19 protein-coding genes are annotated in these 19,847 nt (G+C 65.4%); 4 read left to right on the forward strand and 15 right to left on the reverse strand.

Annotated elements, in window-relative coordinates:
* Nucleotides 1-72: 72 nt before the first annotated feature.
* From AC2CQI_RS09180 to AC2CQI_RS09250, 15 genes are all read right to left on the reverse strand, one after another.
* On the reverse strand, nucleotides 73-843 hold the full coding sequence (locus AC2CQI_RS09180; protein ID WP_484579945.1) for an autoinducer binding domain-containing protein: 771 nt from the start codon (nucleotides 841-843) through the stop codon (nucleotides 73-75).
* A 295-nt stretch (nucleotides 844-1,138) separates the two neighbouring features.
* Nucleotides 1,139-2,764 (reverse strand): methyl-accepting chemotaxis protein, encoded by a 1,626-nt coding sequence (locus tag AC2CQI_RS09185; protein WP_075805272.1) that lies wholly within the window; start codon nucleotides 2,762-2,764, stop codon nucleotides 1,139-1,141.
* Nucleotides 2,765-3,079: 315 nt separating this feature from the next.
* Nucleotides 3,080-4,081 carry a CDP-6-deoxy-delta-3,4-glucoseen reductase gene (locus tag AC2CQI_RS09190; RefSeq protein WP_484579946.1) on the reverse strand — a complete coding sequence of 334 codons (1,002 nt, stop codon included), beginning with the start codon at nucleotides 4,079-4,081 and terminating at the stop codon, nucleotides 3,080-3,082.
* A complete protein-coding gene (dmpG, locus tag AC2CQI_RS09195; protein WP_484579947.1) occupies nucleotides 4,078-5,085 on the reverse strand; it encodes a 4-hydroxy-2-oxovalerate aldolase in 1,008 nt (335 codons plus the stop codon). Before dmpG ends, AC2CQI_RS09190 begins: the two co-directional genes overlap by 4 nt.
* A complete protein-coding gene (locus AC2CQI_RS09200) occupies nucleotides 5,082-6,023 on the reverse strand; it encodes an acetaldehyde dehydrogenase (acetylating) (protein ID WP_484579948.1) in 942 nt (313 codons plus the stop codon). The genes dmpG and AC2CQI_RS09200 overlap by 4 nt, the downstream gene beginning before the upstream one ends.
* A complete protein-coding gene (locus AC2CQI_RS09205; protein ID WP_484579949.1) occupies nucleotides 6,020-7,879 on the reverse strand; it encodes a feruloyl-CoA synthase in 1,860 nt (619 codons plus the stop codon). Before AC2CQI_RS09205 ends, AC2CQI_RS09200 begins: the two co-directional genes overlap by 4 nt.
* 91 nt (nucleotides 7,880-7,970) lie before the next feature.
* Entirely contained in the window at nucleotides 7,971-8,753 is a 783-nt protein-coding gene (locus AC2CQI_RS09210; protein WP_075805267.1) for a 2-keto-4-pentenoate hydratase, read from the reverse strand.
* A 15-nt stretch (nucleotides 8,754-8,768) separates the two neighbouring features.
* Nucleotides 8,769-9,740: an NAD(P)H-dependent flavin oxidoreductase gene (locus tag AC2CQI_RS09215; RefSeq protein ID WP_484579950.1), complete on the reverse strand. Its 972-nt coding sequence runs from the start codon at nucleotides 9,738-9,740 to the stop codon at nucleotides 8,769-8,771.
* Nucleotides 9,741-9,784: 44 nt separating this feature from the next.
* Complete coding sequence (hcaB, locus tag AC2CQI_RS09220; protein ID WP_484579951.1) at nucleotides 9,785-10,594, reverse strand: 3-(cis-5,6-dihydroxycyclohexa-1,3-dien-1-yl)propanoate dehydrogenase; 810 nt, start codon at nucleotides 10,592-10,594, stop codon at nucleotides 9,785-9,787.
* A 131-nt stretch (nucleotides 10,595-10,725) separates the two neighbouring features.
* Nucleotides 10,726-11,244, reverse strand: coding sequence for a 3-phenylpropionate/cinnamic acid dioxygenase subunit beta (locus AC2CQI_RS09225; RefSeq protein ID WP_484579952.1), 519 nt, complete (start codon nucleotides 11,242-11,244; stop codon nucleotides 10,726-10,728).
* 10 nt (nucleotides 11,245-11,254) lie between these two features.
* Nucleotides 11,255-12,526: an aromatic ring-hydroxylating oxygenase subunit alpha gene (locus tag AC2CQI_RS09230; RefSeq protein WP_484579953.1), complete on the reverse strand. Its 1,272-nt coding sequence runs from the start codon at nucleotides 12,524-12,526 to the stop codon at nucleotides 11,255-11,257.
* Nucleotides 12,527-12,629: 103 nt separating this feature from the next.
* Nucleotides 12,630-12,983: a non-heme iron oxygenase ferredoxin subunit gene (locus AC2CQI_RS09235; protein WP_075805262.1), complete on the reverse strand. Its 354-nt coding sequence runs from the start codon at nucleotides 12,981-12,983 to the stop codon at nucleotides 12,630-12,632.
* Nucleotides 12,980-13,828: a DODA-type extradiol aromatic ring-opening family dioxygenase gene (locus AC2CQI_RS09240; RefSeq protein ID WP_484579954.1), complete on the reverse strand. Its 849-nt coding sequence runs from the start codon at nucleotides 13,826-13,828 to the stop codon at nucleotides 12,980-12,982. Before AC2CQI_RS09240 ends, AC2CQI_RS09235 begins: the two co-directional genes overlap by 4 nt.
* A gap of 4 nt (nucleotides 13,829-13,832) precedes the next feature.
* Complete coding sequence (locus AC2CQI_RS09245) at nucleotides 13,833-14,129, reverse strand: extradiol ring-cleavage dioxygenase (RefSeq protein ID WP_484579955.1); 297 nt, start codon at nucleotides 14,127-14,129, stop codon at nucleotides 13,833-13,835.
* A gap of 5 nt (nucleotides 14,130-14,134) precedes the next feature.
* On the reverse strand, nucleotides 14,135-14,950 hold the full coding sequence (locus AC2CQI_RS09250; RefSeq protein WP_484579956.1) for an alpha/beta fold hydrolase: 816 nt from the start codon (nucleotides 14,948-14,950) through the stop codon (nucleotides 14,135-14,137).
* A 292-nt stretch (nucleotides 14,951-15,242) separates the two neighbouring features.
* Here AC2CQI_RS09250 and AC2CQI_RS09255 point away from each other — a divergent pair, with 292 nt between their 5' ends.
* The 4 genes from AC2CQI_RS09255 (at nucleotide 15,243) to AC2CQI_RS09270 (ending at nucleotide 19,831) form a co-directional block, all read left to right on the forward strand.
* Nucleotides 15,243-15,824 carry a TetR/AcrR family transcriptional regulator gene (locus AC2CQI_RS09255; RefSeq protein WP_075805258.1) on the forward strand — a complete coding sequence of 194 codons (582 nt, stop codon included), beginning with the start codon at nucleotides 15,243-15,245 and terminating at the stop codon, nucleotides 15,822-15,824.
* Between the two features lie 448 nt (nucleotides 15,825-16,272).
* Entirely contained in the window at nucleotides 16,273-17,310 is a 1,038-nt protein-coding gene (locus tag AC2CQI_RS09260) for a branched-chain amino acid ABC transporter permease (protein WP_484579957.1), read from the forward strand.
* Complete coding sequence (locus tag AC2CQI_RS09265) at nucleotides 17,310-19,076, forward strand: branched-chain amino acid ABC transporter ATP-binding protein/permease (protein WP_484579958.1); 1,767 nt, start codon at nucleotides 17,310-17,312, stop codon at nucleotides 19,074-19,076. Before AC2CQI_RS09260 ends, AC2CQI_RS09265 begins: the two co-directional genes overlap by 1 nt.
* Nucleotides 19,073-19,831, forward strand: a complete 759-nt coding sequence (locus AC2CQI_RS09270; RefSeq protein ID WP_075805255.1) for an ABC transporter ATP-binding protein — start codon at nucleotides 19,073-19,075, stop codon at nucleotides 19,829-19,831. The genes AC2CQI_RS09265 and AC2CQI_RS09270 overlap by 4 nt, the downstream gene beginning before the upstream one ends.
* Nucleotides 19,832-19,847: the final 16 nt, after the last annotated feature.

The raw sequence follows: 19,847 nt of genomic DNA on the forward strand, positions 1-19,847 counted from the left end.
ACTAAAACCGCCCCAAATAGGGGCGTTTTTGCCGTGACAGTCGTCATAACAGTGCAATATCAATGAGTTAGCTCAAACACTGGACGCCAGCGCCCAATCACTCGAGCGTCGCCGGTAATGGGTAGGTTCGTCGCTGACCCGCCGCTCTTCGCAATTGATGAACAGGCCCAGCTGCGCCGCCCTGGCAATGGCGGCCACCTTGTTCTGAACACCGAGCTTGATGATGCTATTGCGCAAATGGAAGTTCACCGTCGATTCCGACAGGTTGAGGATGTCTGCCACCTCCTCGGCGGTTTTGCCGATGGCTGACCAGCGCAGTACTTCGATTTCGCGAGTAGTGAGATTGAGGGCCTCGATCCTGCGCTTGAGGTCGTCGACCTGCTGCATATGGATCAGGTTGCACAGGAGCAGCACCTGACCGGCTTTTTCGTACCACTCCTCGTCGCCTATCGCACCCTTTTCACGGGCTACATCGAGAATGCTGAACACCCCTTCCGAATGCGCGCCCTGCGACCAGCCATGGCACAGGCCAAAGGCCTGGGCTTCATCCCATAGCCCGGGGGCGCCGCGAAAGAAGTTCTCGTTCCAGGAGATCGGCAGGATCGAGCGCCGACAGTGCGCGACCCTGGGATCGACCTCCAGGTACTGCCTGGCCTTGTATTTCTGGATCCAGCCTGCCGGCCAGGTGCCCCAGAGCGTCGGGCGCGGGCCGAAGCTGGTCCAGCAGGTAAATCCGAAGAAATCGAATCCCAGTTGCACGATCAGGCCGTGCAGGATGTTCATGCGCAGGTTGGGAGAGACTTCTCGTGCCAGAACATTCAATACGTCGGCACTAAACGACATGATGCACCTCGGTCATCAAGCGCGAGGGTCCCTCCCGAATGCGCTTTGGGTGGCAGTGATGTGAGCGTTAGCAGGTTGAGGCTAGTGGCGAGGCGAAGCGGCGACAACAGGCTTTTGGATATATATCGAAAGGATGTTTTTCAGCCAGGAGAGGCTCTGGGACGGGGTTTTAGCGAGGCATGAAGCCAAATACCGCATGTCGGGGGAAGGGAACTTTTTTCACGCAAGTGCAAGCGACACTGACCCTGTGGGAGCTGGCAAGCCAGCTCCCACAGGGTTGGAGTGAAGCCGACAATCACACCTTGAACTTGGAAATCATCACATTCAGCTCCACCGCCAGCCGCGAAAGCTCCTGGCTCGCCGCATTGGTCTGGTTGGCCCCCGCCGAGGTCTGCATCGACAGGTCGCGGATGTTCACCAGGTTGCGGTCCACTTCCCGCGCCACCGAGGCCTGCTCTTCCGAGGCGCTGGCGATCACCAGGTTGCGTTCGTTGATCGAGGCGATGGCTTCGGCAATCACCTTCAGCGCTTCGTCTGCGGCCTGGGCGACCACCAGGGTCTGGCTGGCCTGGCTCTGGCTGCTGTGCATGGTACTGACCGCCCGGTGGGTGCCAGCCTGCACGCCGCCGATCATCTGCTCGATCTCTTCGGTGGACTGCTGGGTGCGGTGCGCCAGGGCGCGGACCTCGTCGGCGACCACGGCGAAACCACGCCCCGCTTCCCCCGCGCGCGCGGCCTCGATGGCGGCATTCAACGCCAGGAGGTTGGTCTGGTCGGCAATCGAACCGATCACATCGAGCACCCGGCTGATGTCGTTGACGTGGTTGGCCAGGTCCTCGACTTCCTGGGCGGTTTCGCCGACATCGCTGACCAGGCTCTGGATCGAGGCCAGCGCCTGGTCCACCTGGGAGCGGCCATGCTGGGTGGTGTCGTCGGCCCGGCGCGAGGCATCGGAAGTGGTCACCGCGTTGCTGGCGACTTCTTCGACGGCGGCAGTCATCTCGTTGACTGCCGTGGCCGCCTGCTCGATCTCGGCGCTTTGCTGCAGCAGGCCGCGACTGGTGTCGTCGGTGACCGCATGCAGCTCTTCCGAGGCCGAGGCCAGGCGGTCGGAGGATTCGGCGATCTGCCGGATGGTGGTGCGCAGGCGTTCCTGCATGGTGCGCATGGACTCCAGCAGCAGCGCCGGCTCGTCCTTGCCGTAGACGTTGATTTCCTGGGTCAGGTCGCCGTGGGACACGCGGTCGGCGACCACCACCGCTTCATGCAGCGGCAGGACGATGCTGCGGGTCAGCACGGCAGCGATGGCGATCATCGCGAGGAGGATCACCACCAGGGTCACCGCCATGATCACGATGGCGCGGTCATAGGCTTCGCCGCTGACCCGTCCGGACTCCAGCAAGCCATCGTAGTTGTAGCGGATCAGGTTGCTCAGGTCGTTCATCATGTTGTCGGCATGGGCGACGATGGGGCCGTTGAGCAGGTCGATGGCGTCCTCGGTGCGGTCGGCGCGCACGGCGTCGAGCAACTGGCGCTGCAGTTCGGAGTACTGGCTGTAGGAGCTGTTGAAGGCGTCGAACAGCTCGCGGTTGCGCGGGCTGGCGATGCTGTCCTCGTAGAACTTGAGGTTGCTGGTCATCTCGCCCTGACGCTCGGTGATCAGCTCCAGGGTGCGCTGGCGCTCCTGGGGATCACGCTGCAGGATCGAGCGCAGGGTCAGGGCGCGGGTCCGGCCGAGGGCCAGGCCGACTTCGGCCAGGGCATGACTGCCGGGCTGCCAGTAGCCGGTGATCTTCTTGGTCGAGGAATCCATTTTCTCCGCTTCGAAAATGGCGACCGCACCCAGCAGCAAGACAAGCACCGCCAGGATTGCGAAAGCGAACCCGGCCCTGGCGCCGATGGAGAGATTTCTGACCCGCATTGACCGATCCTCGAATAAAGCCTTGGAGCCCACGGGCACGGCGTTACTGCGCCGGCTACGGAGGGCGTGGTGCACACAAAGGCTTTTTTCTGGTCAGGTCGCAGGCCTGATTTATGGGGAAAGCATTCTACGGAAGTGGCTATATGATGGCAAACCGATTGAGCACTGCAACACACAGGTTTGTAGGAGCGTGGCTTGCCCGCGAAGGAGTGCGAAGCGCTCCCAAAAATGGTAGCAACAATGAAAATCTGGGACCGCTGCGCGGTCCTTCGCGGGCAAGCCACGCTCCTACGGGATTTGTGTCAACCTTGTCTGCTACACAAAGGCATCAGCATAAAAATCCCCCTCCAGCAGCCCCCGCTCCGCCACATACTCCCGCCGCGCCGATTCCACCACCACCGGCGCGCCGCAGGCATACACCTCGAAACCCTTGAGACTGTGGAAGTCCTGCATCACCTGACGGTGCACGAACCCCGTCGCCCCCTGCCAGTCGCAGGCCTCGGCCGGCTCCGACAGCACCGGCGTATACCTCAGCCACGGCAGCTCCGCCTCCCAGGCCAGCAACTGCTCATGCCGGTAAAGATCCTCGCGTCGCCGCCCGCCCCAGTACAGGTACACCGGCCGCCGGTTACCCTGTTCGCGCAACTGCTCGAGCAACGCCTGGATCGGCGCGAACCCGGTACCGCTGGCGAGAAACACCATCGGCGCCTCGCCCTCGCGCAGGAAGAACGAGCCGAACGGCCCCTCCATGCGCAGGATCGCCTTGGGCTGCAAGGCGTTGAACACATGCCCGCTGAACACCCCACCGGGCATATGCCGGATATGCAGTTCCAGCTGTTGATCCCGGGGCGCCGCAGTCGCCATGGAATAGCTGCGCCGGCTGCCATCCTTGAGCAGCACCTGCACGTACTGCCCGGGGAAGTAGTTGAAGGCGCTGCCCGGCGCCAGCATCAGACGCAGCACCGCGACGTCATGGCTGACCTTGTCGATGGAGCCGACCCGGGCGCCCATCTGCTGGATGCTGATCCCGCGCAGTTCGGTTACTTCCGGAGCCTCGATCACCAGGTCGGACCTGGCCCGGGCACAGCAGAACAGCGCCAGCCCCTGCTCGCGGTCGGCCTCGCTGAGCACCTCCAGCGGGCTGTCGCCATGGTCCACTTCACCGCTGAGCAAACGTCCTTTGCAGCTCCCGCATGTGCCGGTGCGGCAGCTGTGCTTGAGCATCAGGCCATCGGCCAGGGCGGCGTCGAGCACGGTCTGCTCGGGAGAGGCCGGGCAGCTCAGGCCGACCGGCTCGATCTGCAGGCGGAAGCTCATGACCGCCCCCGCAGGTCCAGCGCCACATCGACGATCATGTCTTCCTGACCGCCGACCATGCGCCGCTTGCCCAGCTCGACGAGGATGTCCACGGTCTTCAGGCCATAGCGCGCAGCGGCGATTTCAGCGTGGCGCAGGAAGCTCGAATAGACCCCGGCATAGCCCAGCGCCAGCGATTCGCGATCGACCCGCACCGGCCGGTCCTGCAACGGCCGGACGATATCGTCGGCGGCGTCCATCAGGGTGTAGAGGTCGGTGCCGTGGTTCCAGCCCAGACGCTCGGCGGCGGCGATAAAGACTTCCAGCGGCGCATTGCCCGCCCCCGCGCCCATGCCGGCGAGGCTGGCGTCGATGCGGTCGCAGCCTTCTTCCACGGCGGCGATGGAGTTGGCGACACCGAGGCTGAGGTTGTGGTGCGCATGCATGCCGATCTGGGTCGCCGGGTCCAGCACCGCCTTGAAGGCGCGCATGCGGTCGCGGATGTCCTGCATGTTCATCGCGCCGCCGGAGTCGGCCATATAGATGCACTGCGCGCCGTAGCTTTCCATCAGCTTGCCCTGGGCCGCCAGCTGCTCGGCCGGGATCATATGGCTCATCATCAGGAAGCCGACGGTATCCATGCCCAGCTCACGGGCGTATTCGATGTGCTGCCTGGAGACATCGGCCTCGGTGCAGTGGGTCGCCACGCGAACCACCCGGGCACCGGCGTCATAGGCGGCCTTCAGGTCATGCACCGTGCCGATGCCGGGCAGCAGCAAGGTGGCGATCTTCGCGTGGGAGACCACGTCGGCCACCGCTTCGATGTACTCCAGGTCGGTATGGCGACCAAAGCCATAGTTGAAGCTGGAGCCCTGCAAGCCATCGCCATGGGCCACCTCGATGGAGTCCACTCGCGCCTTGTCCAGGGCCCGGGCGATATCCCGGGCATTGTCCAGGGTGTACTGGTGGCGCACGGCGTGGCTGCCGTCGCGCAGGGTGACGTCGGAGATGTAGAGCTTGTTCATGCTGCGCTCCCGTTGAGCATCGACAGGGCCATGCGCTCGGCAGTGGCCATGGCGGCGGAGGTCATGATGTCGAGGTTGCCGGCATAGGCCGGGAGGTAATGGGCGGCGCCTTCGACTTCAAGGAACACCGAGGTCTTCAGGCCGGAGAACACGCCCAGGCCGGGGATCTTCAGGTCGCTGACCTCCTCGAACTGAATCTTCTGCTTGAGGCGATAACCGGGCACATAGGCCTGGACGGCCTGGGCCATTTCCTCGATGGAGGCCTCGACCTGCGCCTGATCGGCCGCCTCGGACAGCACGAACACGGTGTCACGCATGATCAGCGGTGGCTCCGCCGGGTTCATCACGATGATCGCCTTGCCCTTGGCCGCGCCGCCGATCACCTCGATGGCGCGGGAGGTGGTTTCGGTGAACTCGTCGATATTGGCGCGGGTGCCCGGGCCGGCGGATTTGCTGGCAATCGACGCGACGATTTCGGCGTAGTGCACCTTGGCTACACGGGACACGGCAGCCACCATCGGGATGGTCGCCTGACCGCCACAGGTGACCATGTTCACGTTCAGTTGCCCGAGATTCTGCTCCAGGTTCACCACCGGCACGCAGTACGGGCCAATGGCCGCCGGGGTCAGGTCGATCAGGCGGATCCCCGGCTTGATCGAGCGCAGGAAGGCGTCGTTCTGCACATGGGCGCCGGCGCTGGTGGCATCGAAGACGAACTCGATGTCGGCGAACGCCGACATCCGGGTCAGCCCCTCGACACCCTCGTGGGTGGTCGCCACGCCCATCCGCGCTGCACGGGCCAGACCGTCGGAAGCCGGGTCGATACCGACCATCGCCGCCATCTCCAGGTGCTCGCCATGGCGCAGGATCTTGATCATCAGGTCGGTGCCGATATTGCCCGAGCCGATGATGGCGACTTTCAATTTGCGGTGACTCATACGGCTTCTCCATAGACTTCGGCAAGCAGGATCACGTCCTGGCCGAGGGTGTCGGCGTACAGGCGCTGCACGGCGTCGGCGCGCAGGGTCAGGGCGGTGCGTTGGTTGATGTAGCCCTTGTCGGTGATTTCCCCGTCGTTGAGGCTCGGCGAGGTGTCGAGGATGATCAGGCGCACGGCGTGCTGGGACGAGGCCGGAAAATCCCGGGCCAGGGCCTGCAAACCGGCGCTCAGGGCCAGGCGCACTTCGGGCTGCAGGGCCAGCTGTTCGCCGCTCATGCCCTGCCCCGCCTTGCCCAGCAATTCGCGCAGGGCCGGGGTCGGATAGACCAGAGCGCCAATCGCATCGCGGTCATGCCCGCAGATCACGCAGTCGCTGGCATAGGGCGCCAGGGCGCTGACCAGGCGCGGACGCAGGGTGCCCACCGAGACCCAGGTGCCGCTGCTGAGCTTGAAGTCCTCGGTAACCCGGCCATCGAAAAGAATCCCCAGCTCTGGCCGCTCAGGGTCGACCAGCCGCCCGGCATCGCCAATGCGGTAGAAGCCCAGTTCGTCGAAGGCCGCTTCGGTGCTTTTCGGGTCATTCAGATAGCGCGGGAACACCGACGGCCCTTTCACGCGCATTTCCAGCTTGTCGCCACTGGGCACGAAACGGATCTGCGTGCCCGGGACCGGCAGGCCGATATTGCCGGCCCGGTCCAACTGGAAATGCACGCTGGTGACCACCGGGGAGGTCTCGGTGGAGCCCCACTCGGTGGCGAAGAACAGCGGCGCTTCGCGTACTTCGGCGGCGCGGGCCGAGAGCCGTTGCCACGAGCTTTGCGGCAGGGCCGCGGCGGCGTAGAACAGCAGGTCCAGACGCCCGAACAGGGCGCGGGCCAGCTCCTCGTCGCGCTCCAGGTACGGCAGCAATGCCTCGTAGCCACGGGGCACGTTGAAGAACAGGGTCGGCCGTACCGACTTGATGTTCTCCACGGTGCGGTCGATCTGCCCCGGCAGCGGCCGGCCATCGTCGATATACAGGGTGCCGCCGTTGCGCAGCACCAGGTTGAAGTTGTGGTTGGCGCCGAACACATGGCTCCACGGCAGCCAGTCCAGCACCACCACTTCGATGTCATCGATAAAGCGCCAGCACTGGGCGATGGCCTGCTGGTTGGCGCAGAGCATGCCGTGGGTGTTGATCACGGCCTTGGGCGCACCGGTGGAGCCGGAGGTCAGCAGATAGCGCGCCGGGGTGTCGCCATCGAGGCGGAAGAAGGCCTCCATCACTGCCGGGCTTTCGGGCTTGTACAACAGCGGCAGGGCCAGGCCGTCGGGGATCTCCTGGGCATTTCGCGCAGCGACCACCGGGCATTGCGGCGCGACCAGTTCGATGGCCCGGCAGTAGGCATCGCCGTCGTTGACGAAGATCAGCGCCGGGTCCAGCACCTCGATGATCGCCTTGAGCTTGCTGCAGCCGCTGCCGGTATTGCGCGCATAGGCCACCGAGACCGTGGACACCGGAATGCCCACGTGCATCGCCGCGAGGGTCAGCAGGGCCTGGTCGATATCGTTTTCCGAGAGCATCAGCACCGGGCGACCGGGTGCGCTGTCCAGCTCCAGCAGGCCCTGGGCCAGGGCGCCGACGCGCTGGCGCACGTCCTTGTAGGTCAGGGTGAACCAGCCGCCGTTACGGCGCTCGGCCAGGTAAGGATGATCCGGTTTGACGGCAGCCCAATGCTCCAGCCATTGGCCGATGCAGCGGGCATAGGGTTGCAGGGGTTCAGTCGAGGCAAGGATGAAACTGCCGTCCGCGCCGGGTTCACAGCGCACACGGGCCGGCGCCAACCGCGTCGGGTCGTTGAAGAAATCGTACATGGCACGCCCTCGTGGGTCGGCGGATCAGGTTCCGGCGCCCACTGGTTTTATTGTTGTGACGTTCACCGGCGCGTGGGCCGGCGTGGCTTGTTCAGACGAAGCGGCAGCTCACCTCGCCCAGGCGGGTCAGGCGCAGACGCAGGCTGTCGCCGGCCTGAACCTGGACCATCGGCCCCAATGCCCCGGACAGCAGCACATCGCCGGCCTGCAGGGGACGCCCGGCTTCGGCCATGGTCCGTGCCAGCCAGAGGCAGGCATCCAGCGGGTTGCCCATGCAGGCAGCGCCGACGCCGATGGCCGCCTGCGCACCGTTCTTCTCCAGCAGCATGCCTTCCAGGGCCAGGTCCAGCCCGGCCAGGCTGACCGGGGTCTTGCCCAGCACATAGAGGCCGGACGAGGCGTTGTCGGCGACGGTATCGACCAGGGTGATCTTCCAGTCCTCGATCGCCGAATCGACGATCTCCAGGGCCGGCAGCACATGATCGACAGCGCGCAGCAGCTCGGCCAGGGTGGTGTCGGCATGGGGCAGGTCGCGACCGAGGACAAAGGCAATCTCGCCCTCGGCCTTGGGCTGGATCAGCCGCGTGCTGTCGATGGCCTCGCCGTCACGGATTTCCATGTCGGCGAAGAGCATGCCGAAGTCCGGCTGGTCGACCCCCAGTTGCTGCTGCACGGCCAGGGAAGTCAGGCCGATCTTGCGCCCGCTCAGGCGGCGGCCGGCGGCCAGGGCGGCCTGGGTGTTGAGTTCCTGGATGGCATAGGCGTCGGCCAGGCTGTTGATGTCGAAACGCTCGGAAATCCGGGCGCAGGGCACGCGGGATTCGCGGGCACGGGCCAGGGCTTCGGCGGCGGGGTGCAGGGCGGGATGGCTCATCGGGTTCTCCTCGATTCAAAGGGTCCGGGCACGGCTTGCGCGGTAGCTCTGGTGCAGTTCGTCCACCAGTTCGGCGACGTTGTAGCGGCGGCTGATCTGCCCCACGCCCTGCCCCGCCGACCACACGTGTTTCCAGGCCTTGTTGGCGCTGGCGATATTCCCGGAGAAGTCGATGCTGGCCCGGCTCTGCGCAGCCGGATCGATCCCGGCGCTTTCCAGTGACGGACGCATCCAGTTGGCGAGCACGCCGCTGACCGCCTTGGTCGTGACGATATCGTCGAGGCCGCACTGCACCAGCATGTCGCGGTAGGCGTCCTCCACCAGGCTTTCCTCGGCGGCCACCAGGCGCGTGCCGACCAGCGAGAAATCACAGCCGAGCACCTGCGCGGCATGGATATCGCGCCCCGTGGAGATCGCCCCGGCCAGGCCCAGCGGGCCGTCCCAGAACTGGCGAACCTCGCCGATGAAAGCGAAAGGGTTATAGGTCCCGGTATGCCCACCGGCGCCGTTGCACACCAGCACCAGGCCATCGACCCCGGCCTCCATGGCCTTGCGCGCCAGGGCCGGGCTGATCACATCGGCGATGACCACGCCGCCGTAGGCATGCACGGCTTCCAGGACCCGCTTGGGACTGCCCAGCGCAGTGGAAACGATGGGTGGCTGGTAGCGCTTGACCAGTTCCAGCTCGGCATCGAAGCGGTCGTAGGTGCTGTGCACGATCATGTTCAGCATCCACGGCGCACGGTTTTCACCCCGCTGGATCGCCGCTTCGCGTTCGGCGACGATCTCGCCGAGCCAGGCGTCCAGTTGCTCGACGGTACGGGCATTGGGCGCCGGCAGGCTGCCGACGATCCCGGCCTGACAGCAGGCGGAGACCAGTTGCGGGCCGGAGACCAGGAACATCGGCGCGGCCAGCACCGGCATATTCAGGCCGGAGAACATCTCCAGCAGTTGTTGTTGCGGTGCATTAAGGCTTCTGTTGCTCATCACGCATCTCTCTTGTTTGTCTTGTAGAGCACGCCGTTGTCGATTCAGGTCTTGCGGTGTTTCGCCCCGGCGCTGCGGATCTCCCAGCCACCATCGCTGTGGATGATGTTGGCGGTGGTCAGGCCGGCGTTTTCCCGCGAGGCCAGCAGCACGTAATGGCCGGTGTGTTCCTCGGGTTCGGCGATCCGTTGCAGCGGCACGGCCTCGGCGGCGCCGGTTCCGAAGCCGGGAATCTGGTTCAGCGGCACGCTGCGGCTGTTCAGGCCTTCCAGGCTTTTCATCGGCGTGTTGGTGGCACCGGGGGCGACACCGTTGACGCGGATATTCGGCGCCAGCTCATAGGCCAACTGGCGGATCATGCCGACCAGGGCATGTTTCGCCGTAACGTAGAGAATGCCACCACCCCCGGCATAGAACGCACTGTTGGACAGGGTGAAAATCATGTTGCCGCGTGTTTCAAGAAGCGCTGGCGTGGCGGCCTGGGCACCGAGCAGGTAGCCCTGGACGTTGATCGAAAACAGCTTGTTGAAGGCGCTTTCGAAGTCTTGCGGGGCGATGCGGTCCAGGCGGGTGAAATAGTCGAAGACTGCGGCGTTGCCGACGAAGGTGTCGAGCTTGCCGAAGGCTTCCAAGGTCGCCGCCACGGCGCGCTGGTTGTCCTGCCAGCGGGAGACATCGCCCTGGACGGTGATGATGGCGTCGCCCAGTTCGCTGGAAAGTGCTGCCAGTTGCGCGGCGTCGCGGCCCATGACTGCGACCCTGGCACCTTCGGCGACATAGCGGCGCACGATGGCGCTGCCGATCCCGCCGGTACCGCCGGTGACCAGGGCTACCTGGTGGTTTAGCCAACCCATGTTTCAGTCCTCGAAATCTACGCGCCCCCTGTGGGAGCTGGCTTGCCAGCGATAGGGCCAGGCCGGGCAAAGATGTTGGTCCTGCTGGCCTCATCGCTGGCAAGCCAGCTCCCACAGGGGGGGTGTTGCGCCTATAGGAAGGTATTGATGTTCTTGCACAGCAACATCGCGTTGGGGATCAGGATCTTGCGCCGCAGCAGCTTCAGCCCGTCGGCCTCGACCCTCAGCACATCCTCGCGCCGCCCGGTGATCTGCGACTGTTCGTCCAGCCCGCGGCTGCGCACGTTGATAAAGCAGGAGAAGGCCCGGTATTCCCCCGCCTCCTCCCCGGCATACACCTCGATATTGCTGACCAGGTGCACATTGCGCGTCGGCGGGTTCTCGGCCCAGGCCGAAGGCTGCTTGAAGCGCGCCACCCGGCGCTGCAACTCGCGGAACCCGTCGTCGAAAAAGGCCATGTGCTCCAGGGTGTAGGGCCCGGACTTGTCCTCGCGCCGACGGTTCTCGATGCCCGGCATCCAGTAGTGGATCGCTTCGCTCAGGGTCTGCAGCCAGTCATCCCAGCATTCGTCATCCAGCAAGCGCGCCTCGCGCAGCAGGAACTGCTCGACCCGGCGGCTTTCCTCGAAGGACAGTTGTGGTTGGTTCATCTCGTTCTCCTCAGCGCAGCGTGCCGTTGCGGTCCGGGACATCGGCCCAGGTCGGCGCTTGCAGCAGGTCCTTCCAGCGCTGGTAGAACGCCCGCGCGTTGCATTCGTTGAGCTGCCCTTTGAACACATTGCCGGGCAGGTCGCTGTCTTCCAGGCGGGTGTGCATGCCGAGGCCGACATACAGGTCCTGGTAGCGGGTGACCACGCCCTTGGCGGTCTTGGTGCAGTATTCCCAGTTTTCGCCGTCGTCCATCTCGAACACGCCGGTGGGCGAGAAGGTCATCATCGCGCCGCGCCGCCATTTGTCCTTGATGTCCTGCGGCGCGTTCTTGTTGACGATCACCCAGGTGAACAGCTCGATCTTGTGCGGCCCGCGCGGCTGCCAGATGCGCACGGTGTTCTGCCCCGGCAGGAAGGAGAAATTGGGGAACACGGTGAACGACGAGATCGCCCCGATGAGCTTGGAGCGGAACTCGCCCAGGCGCTCGGCCACCTTGGGCCGCAGCACGTGCAGGTACTTGTTGATATCGCGCTCGCCGAGGGTCGCGGCATTGCCGACCACATCGGTGGCGAACTCGTAGCCGTGGCCGTTCCAATTGACCGAGTAGGACTCTTCCAGCTCGCCGACATTGGCCACCGGCCCGCCGAGCATGGCCTTGGCCGCCGAGTCGTGGGTCCAGCCGCCGTGGAGGATGTCGCCGACGAAGTTCTCCGCGGCGATCTTCCAGTTGCATTCGATGGTGGAGCGGATGCAGCCACCGAGGAACTCGCTGCCGCCCTCGTCCATGTCGAGCATCACGTCCATGTACCAGGTCATCGGCCCGAGGTATTCCTCCAGGGTCGGTGCATCGGCGGCGAAGGTGGCGAAGACCAGGCCTTTATAGGTGGCGACCCGGGCCTCGCGCAGCCCATGTTTCGATTTGTCGAAGTTGCTTTCTTCGTAGCACTTGGACTCGTGCATGCCCATCAAGCGGCCACCGTCGGCGCCGAACGACCAGCCGTGGTAGTTGCAGATAAAGCCCCGGGCATTGCCGGCCTCGGCAAAGCAGACCTTGTTGCCACGATGCGGGCAGGAATTGAGGAAGACCTTGAGCGAGGCATCCTTCTGCCGCACCACCAGCACTTCGTCCTCGCCCATGGAGGTGGTCAGGTAGTCGCCGAATTTCGGCAGTTGCGATTCGTGGGCAACGAACAGCCAGCAGCGGGCGAAAATCTTCTCCAGCTCCTGCTCGTAAATGGCCTGGTCCCAGAACACCTTGCCCGACAGCCGACCCTCTTGCATATCGCAAATACGGTCGAGGTTGCCGAGGGCGGGGGTCGATTCTATGGTCCTGAGCGGAATGTGCTTATTGTTATCCATGGTTCAACTCACAGGCATGCGGTTATCAGACCGGGCTTTGCGCCGCGGCCAGGGCTTCGTCGGCTTCCAGCGCCACATCGGCGAACACTTCGCGGTCGGTGACGATGATCTTGTAGGTGCGCAGGTGCCGCTCGCAGGGGAAGGTCACCGCCTGGCCCGTGGGGATATGAAACTGGCCCCAGTGCACCGGGCAGGTGATCAGGTCGTCTTCCAGGTCGCCCTCGGCCAGGGAGGCGGTGGCGTGGGTGCACATGTCGGTGGTGGCGTAGAAGGTGCCGCCCAGGTTGTAGACGCAGATGGCATCACCCTCGGCGCGCTCGACCTTCTTCAGTTCACCCGGGGCCAGCTCGTCGCGCTGGCACAGCAGTACGCGGCTCATGGGCGCGCCTCCTTCAGTTGCACGAAGCCCAGGCCGGTGACCCAGGCCGGCACCGCCTCGTAGGCGATGACGTCACCCACCGGCTGCTCCAGCGCGGCCATGGCGCAGGCGAAATTGCGGATTTCCATGGCACCGTTGCCGGCCCGACGGAGGATGTCTTCATCGCTGTAGGCGCAGAGCCCGGCGAGATCGCCCCTGGCCCCGAGTTCGAGGATCTCGCGGTCGAAGTCCTCGGCGACCTTGCCCATCTCGGCGGTGCCGACCCAGTGGCTGATGCCTCCGCTGCCGATGATCACCACGCGCTCGTCGGCGTCGAAGGACGCCACCGCCGCGCGGATCTGCCGGCCCAGGTCGGCCGAGCGTTGCAGCGAGATATAGGGATCGACGCCGCAGGCCAGGTACACCGGAATGCTCGGCAGGGTCTTGCCCATCAGCTGTTCGGCCGGCTGCACCACCAACTGGTGGGGAATGGAGAAGGAGTGGTCGACGGTAAAGCTGCGCGCCACGCTCCAGTCCACGCCATTGGCATCGCCATGGGCGACGATGTGCTCGGCCAGGGCCTCATGGTTCTTCACCACCCGCCGTTGCAGGCCCGGCAGGCGGTCGATCGGGCCATCCACGTCGCCGGTGCCGATCACATAGCGCGGCAGGCAGTGGGTGCCGAAGAGGATGTAGTGGTCGCAACCGACGATGATCACCGCGGTCGGCTCCAGCTCGGCCAGGCGCCGGGCGCATTCGGCATAGGCGCCCCACACCGCATCGCGCTGGGCTTCGGACGGCGCCTTGGGCGCCACGAACATCACCGGGTCATGCGGCATCCAGAAGCCGCCAACTATCTTGCCCATTTCGTCACCCCTTGAGCGCGGCGGAAAAGCCGGCGCCCTGTTCATCGGTGCAGCCCAGACGCTGCTTGTAGACCGCCATGTCGCGCTCGACCGAGAGCTCCTGCCAGAAGCCCATGGTCAGCATCGGGTTGACCCCGGCCGCCTGCAGCCCGGCGACGTCGAAGGCGAGGATCATCGCCCGCTCTTCTTCTGCCAGGTCGAAGCGTCCGAGAAAGCCTTCGGCGTCCTGGCGAAAGCGATCTTTCGCCGCCCGCTCGACACAGAGTTGCCAGAGCACCCGCTCCATCACATTTCGGCTCATGGCGCTTACTCGCCCAGGAAGTCGCGGACCAGCGCCGCGAAGCGCCGGGGTTGCTCGCTCTGCACCCAGTGGCCGCAATGGCCGAACAGGTGCAGGTCGGCATCGGGAATGCTGTTGGCGATCAGCAGGCCGCATTGCGGCGGCACCACGCGGTCTTCGCGACCATGCACCACCAGGGTCGGCGCGCTGATCTTGGCCAGGGCGGCCGCGGGGAAACCGCGCACGATGGTTTCGCCTTCGGCGGCCGGTTGCGGGATCAGTTTGCGCAGGGCGTCCTGGGCGCCGGGACGTGCACTGGCCTCGTAGCGGGCCTGGACCATCTCGTCGCTGATCAGCGCCTTGTCGTAGGGGAACAGCTCCATCAGGCGGCGCATGTTGTCCAGCGACGGCTCGTATTCCCAGGCGCCACGCAGCCCGGCGGTCTGCACGAATTCACCGGCGGGGGTGCCCAGCAGCACCAGCTTGTTCACCCGCTCCGGGGCGAACACCGCCAGGCCGATGGCCACGGCGCCGCCGAAGGAGTTGCCGATGAACGAGGCCTTCTGGATGTCCAGGGCATCCATGATGCCGACCAGGTGATTGACCCAGAGCTTGATGTCGTACTTGGCATCCTCCTGGAACTCGGTGAAGCCGAAGCCGGCGATATCCGGAACGATCACCCGATAGCGGTCGGCGAATACAGGCATGCTTTTGCCCCAGTTGCTCCAGCCGGAAACCCCTGGTCCGGAACCATGCAGCAGGAACAGGGCGTCGCCCTGGCCCGCCTCGTAGTAGTGGGTGTTGTGCCCTGCAGCCAGCAGCGTCTTGGCATGTGCGCTCATCGAGGTCTCCGTTTTTATTCTTAACATACAGATGTGTATCTAGATGCTAGGGACGCTTTTGACGTGCGTCAACGAAAAAAACCTGGAACCGTGCAAAATAATGGGGCTCTACCTACACATGTGTATTTCAAGAACCGAGGGAATTCGGCACACTGCCAGGGCCGCAGGCCGCGCCACACGGGCGCCGGCGGCGATAGCACCGGCCTTGCGCCGGGCGCTAGAATGCCCTCCTTCGCGCTTCGGGCTTGCCGCCCCTGCGCCTGTCCAGCTCGATCAACAAGGCCCTTACACGATGTCATCACGCACCAATCTCACCCGCGAAGACTGGATTCACGCCGCGCAGCACGTGCTGGTCAGCAGCGGCGTCGATGCGGTCCGGGTCGATACCCTGGCCAAGGAACTGAAGATCACCCGCGGCAGCTTCTACTACCACTTCAAGAGCCGCGGCGAGCTGCTCGAAGGCATCCTCGGCAACTGGCGGGCGCGGGCCACGGAGGATGTGATCCTCAACCTGCGCAACGCCCATGTCTCACCGTTGCAGCAGTTGCAGCGCCTGCTGGAGCTGCCGTCCCACGGGCAGACGGCCAAGGACGCGGCGGCAATCGAACTGGGCATCCGCGCCTGGGCGCGCCGCGACAAACAGGCGCGCCAGGCGATCGACGAGGTGGACAGTCACCGCCTGAACTACATCGAAGGTTTGCTGATCCAGGCCGGGGCGCCGGCGGATGAGGCGCAGGACCGGGCGTACCTGATCTATGCGTACCAGATCAGCCTGTCGCTGCTGCATGGGGATGACACCCAGCAGCAACGGCTGGAGCGCAGCCAGCGGATGGCGGGGTTGTTGTTGCCGCAGCAGGCGGCCGTGCCGGCCTGACCAAACACTCAGCCCCCTGTAGGAGCGTGGCTTGCCCGCGAAGGACCGCGCAGCGGTCCCAAACTCTCACTGGCCACACCATTTTGGGACTGCTTCGCAGTCCTTCGCGGGCAAGCCACGCTCCTACCTTGATCCTGTACATGCCTCGAAAGATACATAACTGTATCCCCTAATTTCAAAACACCATCATTCCCCTCTCCCCTCTTGACAACCCTCCATCATGACCGGCTAGTCTATACATACACATTCACATGTGTATCCAGAGTGACTTGGCCAAAGCCCCGCAATGGCTGGATCACACGACAATAAAAATACAGCTGGGTATCTCACCATGATGTCGCACGCGTGCACCGGCCGCCCCGCCGCCACCTCGCCTCCCCCTTCCCTGTCCGGGTGCACCTGCACACGGCCCGGTTTTCCTTACCCCATCACTCGCTGAGGGTTGCCTATGGACTTCTCGATACTGGCGTTTCTCGGCCAGGACGGCCTCACCACGGGTGCGATTTATGCGCTGGTGGCGTTGGCCCTGGTCCTGGTGTTCTCGGTCACCCGCACCATCCTGGTGTTCCAGGGCGATTTCGTGACCTACAGCGCCCTGACCCTGGCGACCCTGCAACTGGGCCTGCTGCCCGGCACCCTGTGGCTGCTGATCGGCCTGTCGCTGCTGGCCTGCGCGCTCGACGCCGGCATCGCCCTGCGCCACGGCCATTACCGCCGCCTGCCCGGCCTGGCCCTGCGTTACCTGGGGCTGCCCGCCGTACTCTGGCTGGCCCTCGGCAATCTCGACCTGGCCGCCCTGCCCGGCCTGCTGCAGATCGTCATCACCCTGGCCCTGGTCACCCCACTCGGGCCGCTGCTCTACCGCCTGGTCTACCAGCGCGTGGCACAGACCTCGGTGCTGTCGCTGCTGATCATCTCGGTGGCGGTGCATATCGCCCTGGTCGGCGTCAGCCTGTGGCTGTTCGGCGCCGAAGGGGTGCGCACGCGCTCCCTGGCCGATACCACCTTCATGCTGGGCGACCTGCCGGTCAGCCTGCAGAGCCTGCTGGTGATCGCCTGCGCCCTGGGCCTGATCGGCCTGCTCTACGCCTTCTTCGGCCATAGCCTGTACGGCAAGGCCCTGCGCGCCACCGCCCTGAACCGCAATGGCGCGCAACTGGTGGGCATCCCGACCCAGCTCGCCGGGCAAAGCGCCTTCGGCCTCGCCGCCTTTATCGGCGCGGTGTCCGGTGTGCTGATCGGCCCGCTGACCACCCTCTACTACGACTCCGGCTTCCTGATCAGCCTCAAGGGCTTCGTCGCGGCGATCTTCGGCGGCCTGGCCAGCTACCCGATCGCCGCTGCCAGCGCGTTCTTCGTCGGCGTGCTGGAAAGCTTCGCCAACTTCGGCGCCTCGGCCTTCAAGGAAGTCATCGTCTTCACCCTGGTGATCCCGGTGCTGCTCTGGCTGTCGCTGAAACACCCGCATGTCGAGGAGCAACACTGATGAGCCGTCGCCTGCTTCCCCTGTTCCTGCTGCTGGCGGCCATGGCCGTGGCGCCGATGGTGCTTCCTCCATTCCAGGTCACCCTGCTCAACTACATCGGCCTCTATAGCCTGGTGGCCCTGGGGCTGGTGCTGCTCACCGGCATCGGTGGCATGACCTCCTTCGGCCAGGCGGCCTTCGTCGGTATCGGCGCCTATGCCACGGCAGTGCTGACCACCGAGTACGGCCTGTCGCCCTGGCTCGGCCTGCTGGCGGGCCTGGCGATCACCCTGCTGGTCGCCACCTGCCTCGGCCTGCTGACCCTGCGCCTGGCCGGGCACTACCTGCCGATCGGCACCCTGGCCTGGGGCCTGGCGCTGTTCTACCTGTTCGGCAACCTGCCGGGGCTCGGTGGCTTCGGCGGGATCCAGGACCTGCCGGCGATCGAGCTGTTCGGCTGGACGATCAGCGGCGCGGCGCAGTTCAGCCCGCTGCTCGGGGTCATCCTGGCGGTCACCCTGTGGCTGCTCGGCAACCTGCTGGACAGCCGCCAGGGCCGGGCCATCCGCACCCTCAAGGACGCCGCCGGGATGGCCGAGGCCATGGGCATCAACACCGGGCGCAGCCGCCTGCAGGTGTTCCTTGTCGCCGCGCTGTTGGCCGCCCTGTCCGGCTGGCTCTACGCCCACCTGCAACGGGTGGTGAACCCGACGCCGTTCTCGGTGGTGATGGGCATCGAGTACCTGTTCATGATCGTCCTCGGCGGCGTCGCCAGCCTGTGGGGCGCGCTGCTCGGCGCCTTCCTCCTGACCCTGCTCAAGCAGGTGCTGCAGGACGTGCTGCCACACCTGTTCGGCCAGGCCGGCAACTTCGAGATGATCTTCTTCGGCGTGCTGATCATCCTGGTCCTGCAATACGCCCGCGGCGGCCTGCTGCCGTTGATCCAGGCGGCGCTGCCGAAAGCCCGCCGGCACAACACCCTCGCCGGCGACGCCGCCGCCTTGCCCCGGCGCAGCATGCCCGGGCACGGCCAGCCATTGCTGCAAGCAGAAGGACTGGTCAAGCGCTTCGGCGGGCTAGTGGCCAACAAGGACATGGGCCTGGCGCTCAACAGCGGCGAGATTACCGCGCTGATCGGCCCCAACGGCGCCGGCAAGTCGACCTTCTTCAACCTGCTCTCCGGCGTGCTCGCACCGAATGCCGGGCAGATCACCTTCCTCGGCCAGCGCATCGACGGCCTCGCCCCGCGCACCATCGCCAGCCTCGGGATCAGCCGCACCTTCCAGCATGTGCGCCTGCTGCCGGACATGAGCGTACTGGAGAACGTCGCCCTCGGCGCGCACCGGCGCGGCAAGGCCGGGCTGCTGCGTTCGATGCTGCACCTGGAGCGGGCCGAGGAAGCCAGCCTGCTCGCCGAAGCTGCGCGGCAGATCGAGCGGGTCGGCCTCGGCGAGCACCTGCATACCCCGGCCGGCAGCCTGGCCCTGGGGCAGCAACGCATCGTCGAGATCGCCCGCGCCCTGTGCAGCGACCCGATCCTGCTGCTCCTCGACGAGCCCGCCGCCGGCCTGCGCTACGGCGAGAAACAGGCCCTGGCCCGCCTGCTCGAACAACTGCGCAGCGAAGGCCTCGGCGTGCTGCTGGTGGAGCACGACATGGAGTTCGTCATGGGCCTGTCCGACCGGATCGTGGTGATGGAGTTCGGCCAGCCCCTGGCCAGCGGCACGCCGCTGGAGATCCAGGAAAACCCGGCGGTCCTGGCCGCCTACCTCGGAGGTGTGGAATGAGCCGCCTGCTGGATGTACGCAACCTGTCGATCAACCACGGCAAGGTGGAGGCGGTGCGCAACCTCGACCTGCACCTGGACGAGGGCCGGATCGTCAGCCTGATCGGCCCCAACGGCGCCGGCAAGACCACCCTGATGGCGGCGCTGATCGGCCTGCTGCCGTCACGCGGCGAGATCGACTACGCCAACCAGCCGCTACTGGCCCACCATGGCGTGGCCCAGCGCATCGACAAGGGCATGGCCCTGGTCCCGGAAAGCCGCGAGCTGTTCGGCCTGATGAGCGTCGAGGACAACCTGCGCCTTGGCGCCTTCAGCCGCCATCGCCAGGGCCACCGTGACCATCAGCAGACCCTCGACGAGGTCTACGCCCTGTTCCCGCGCATGCAGGAGCGCCGCGAGCAGGCAGCCTGCACCCTGTCCGGCGGCGAGCGGCAGATGCTCGCCATCGGCCGCGCGCTGATGGCCAAACCACGCCTGCTGATGCTCGACGAACCGAGCCTGGGCCTGGCACCACGGGTGATCGGCGAGATCTTCGAGATCTTCAAGACCCTGCGCGAGCGCGGCGTTTCCATCTTGCTGGTGGAACAGAACGCCCGCGCTGCATTGAAGATTTCCGACTACGGCTACGTCCTCGAAACCGGCGACATCGTCCTCCACGGCCCTGCCGCCGACCTGGCGCAGAACCCGCGGGTGGTCGAGAGCTACCTCGGACGCAAACCCACCGGCACGGAGGCACCCCGCGCTACCGGCACCTAGCGCCCGCTTTATCGAA

The organism is Pseudomonas sp. P2S-1, from assembly GCF_057197725.1.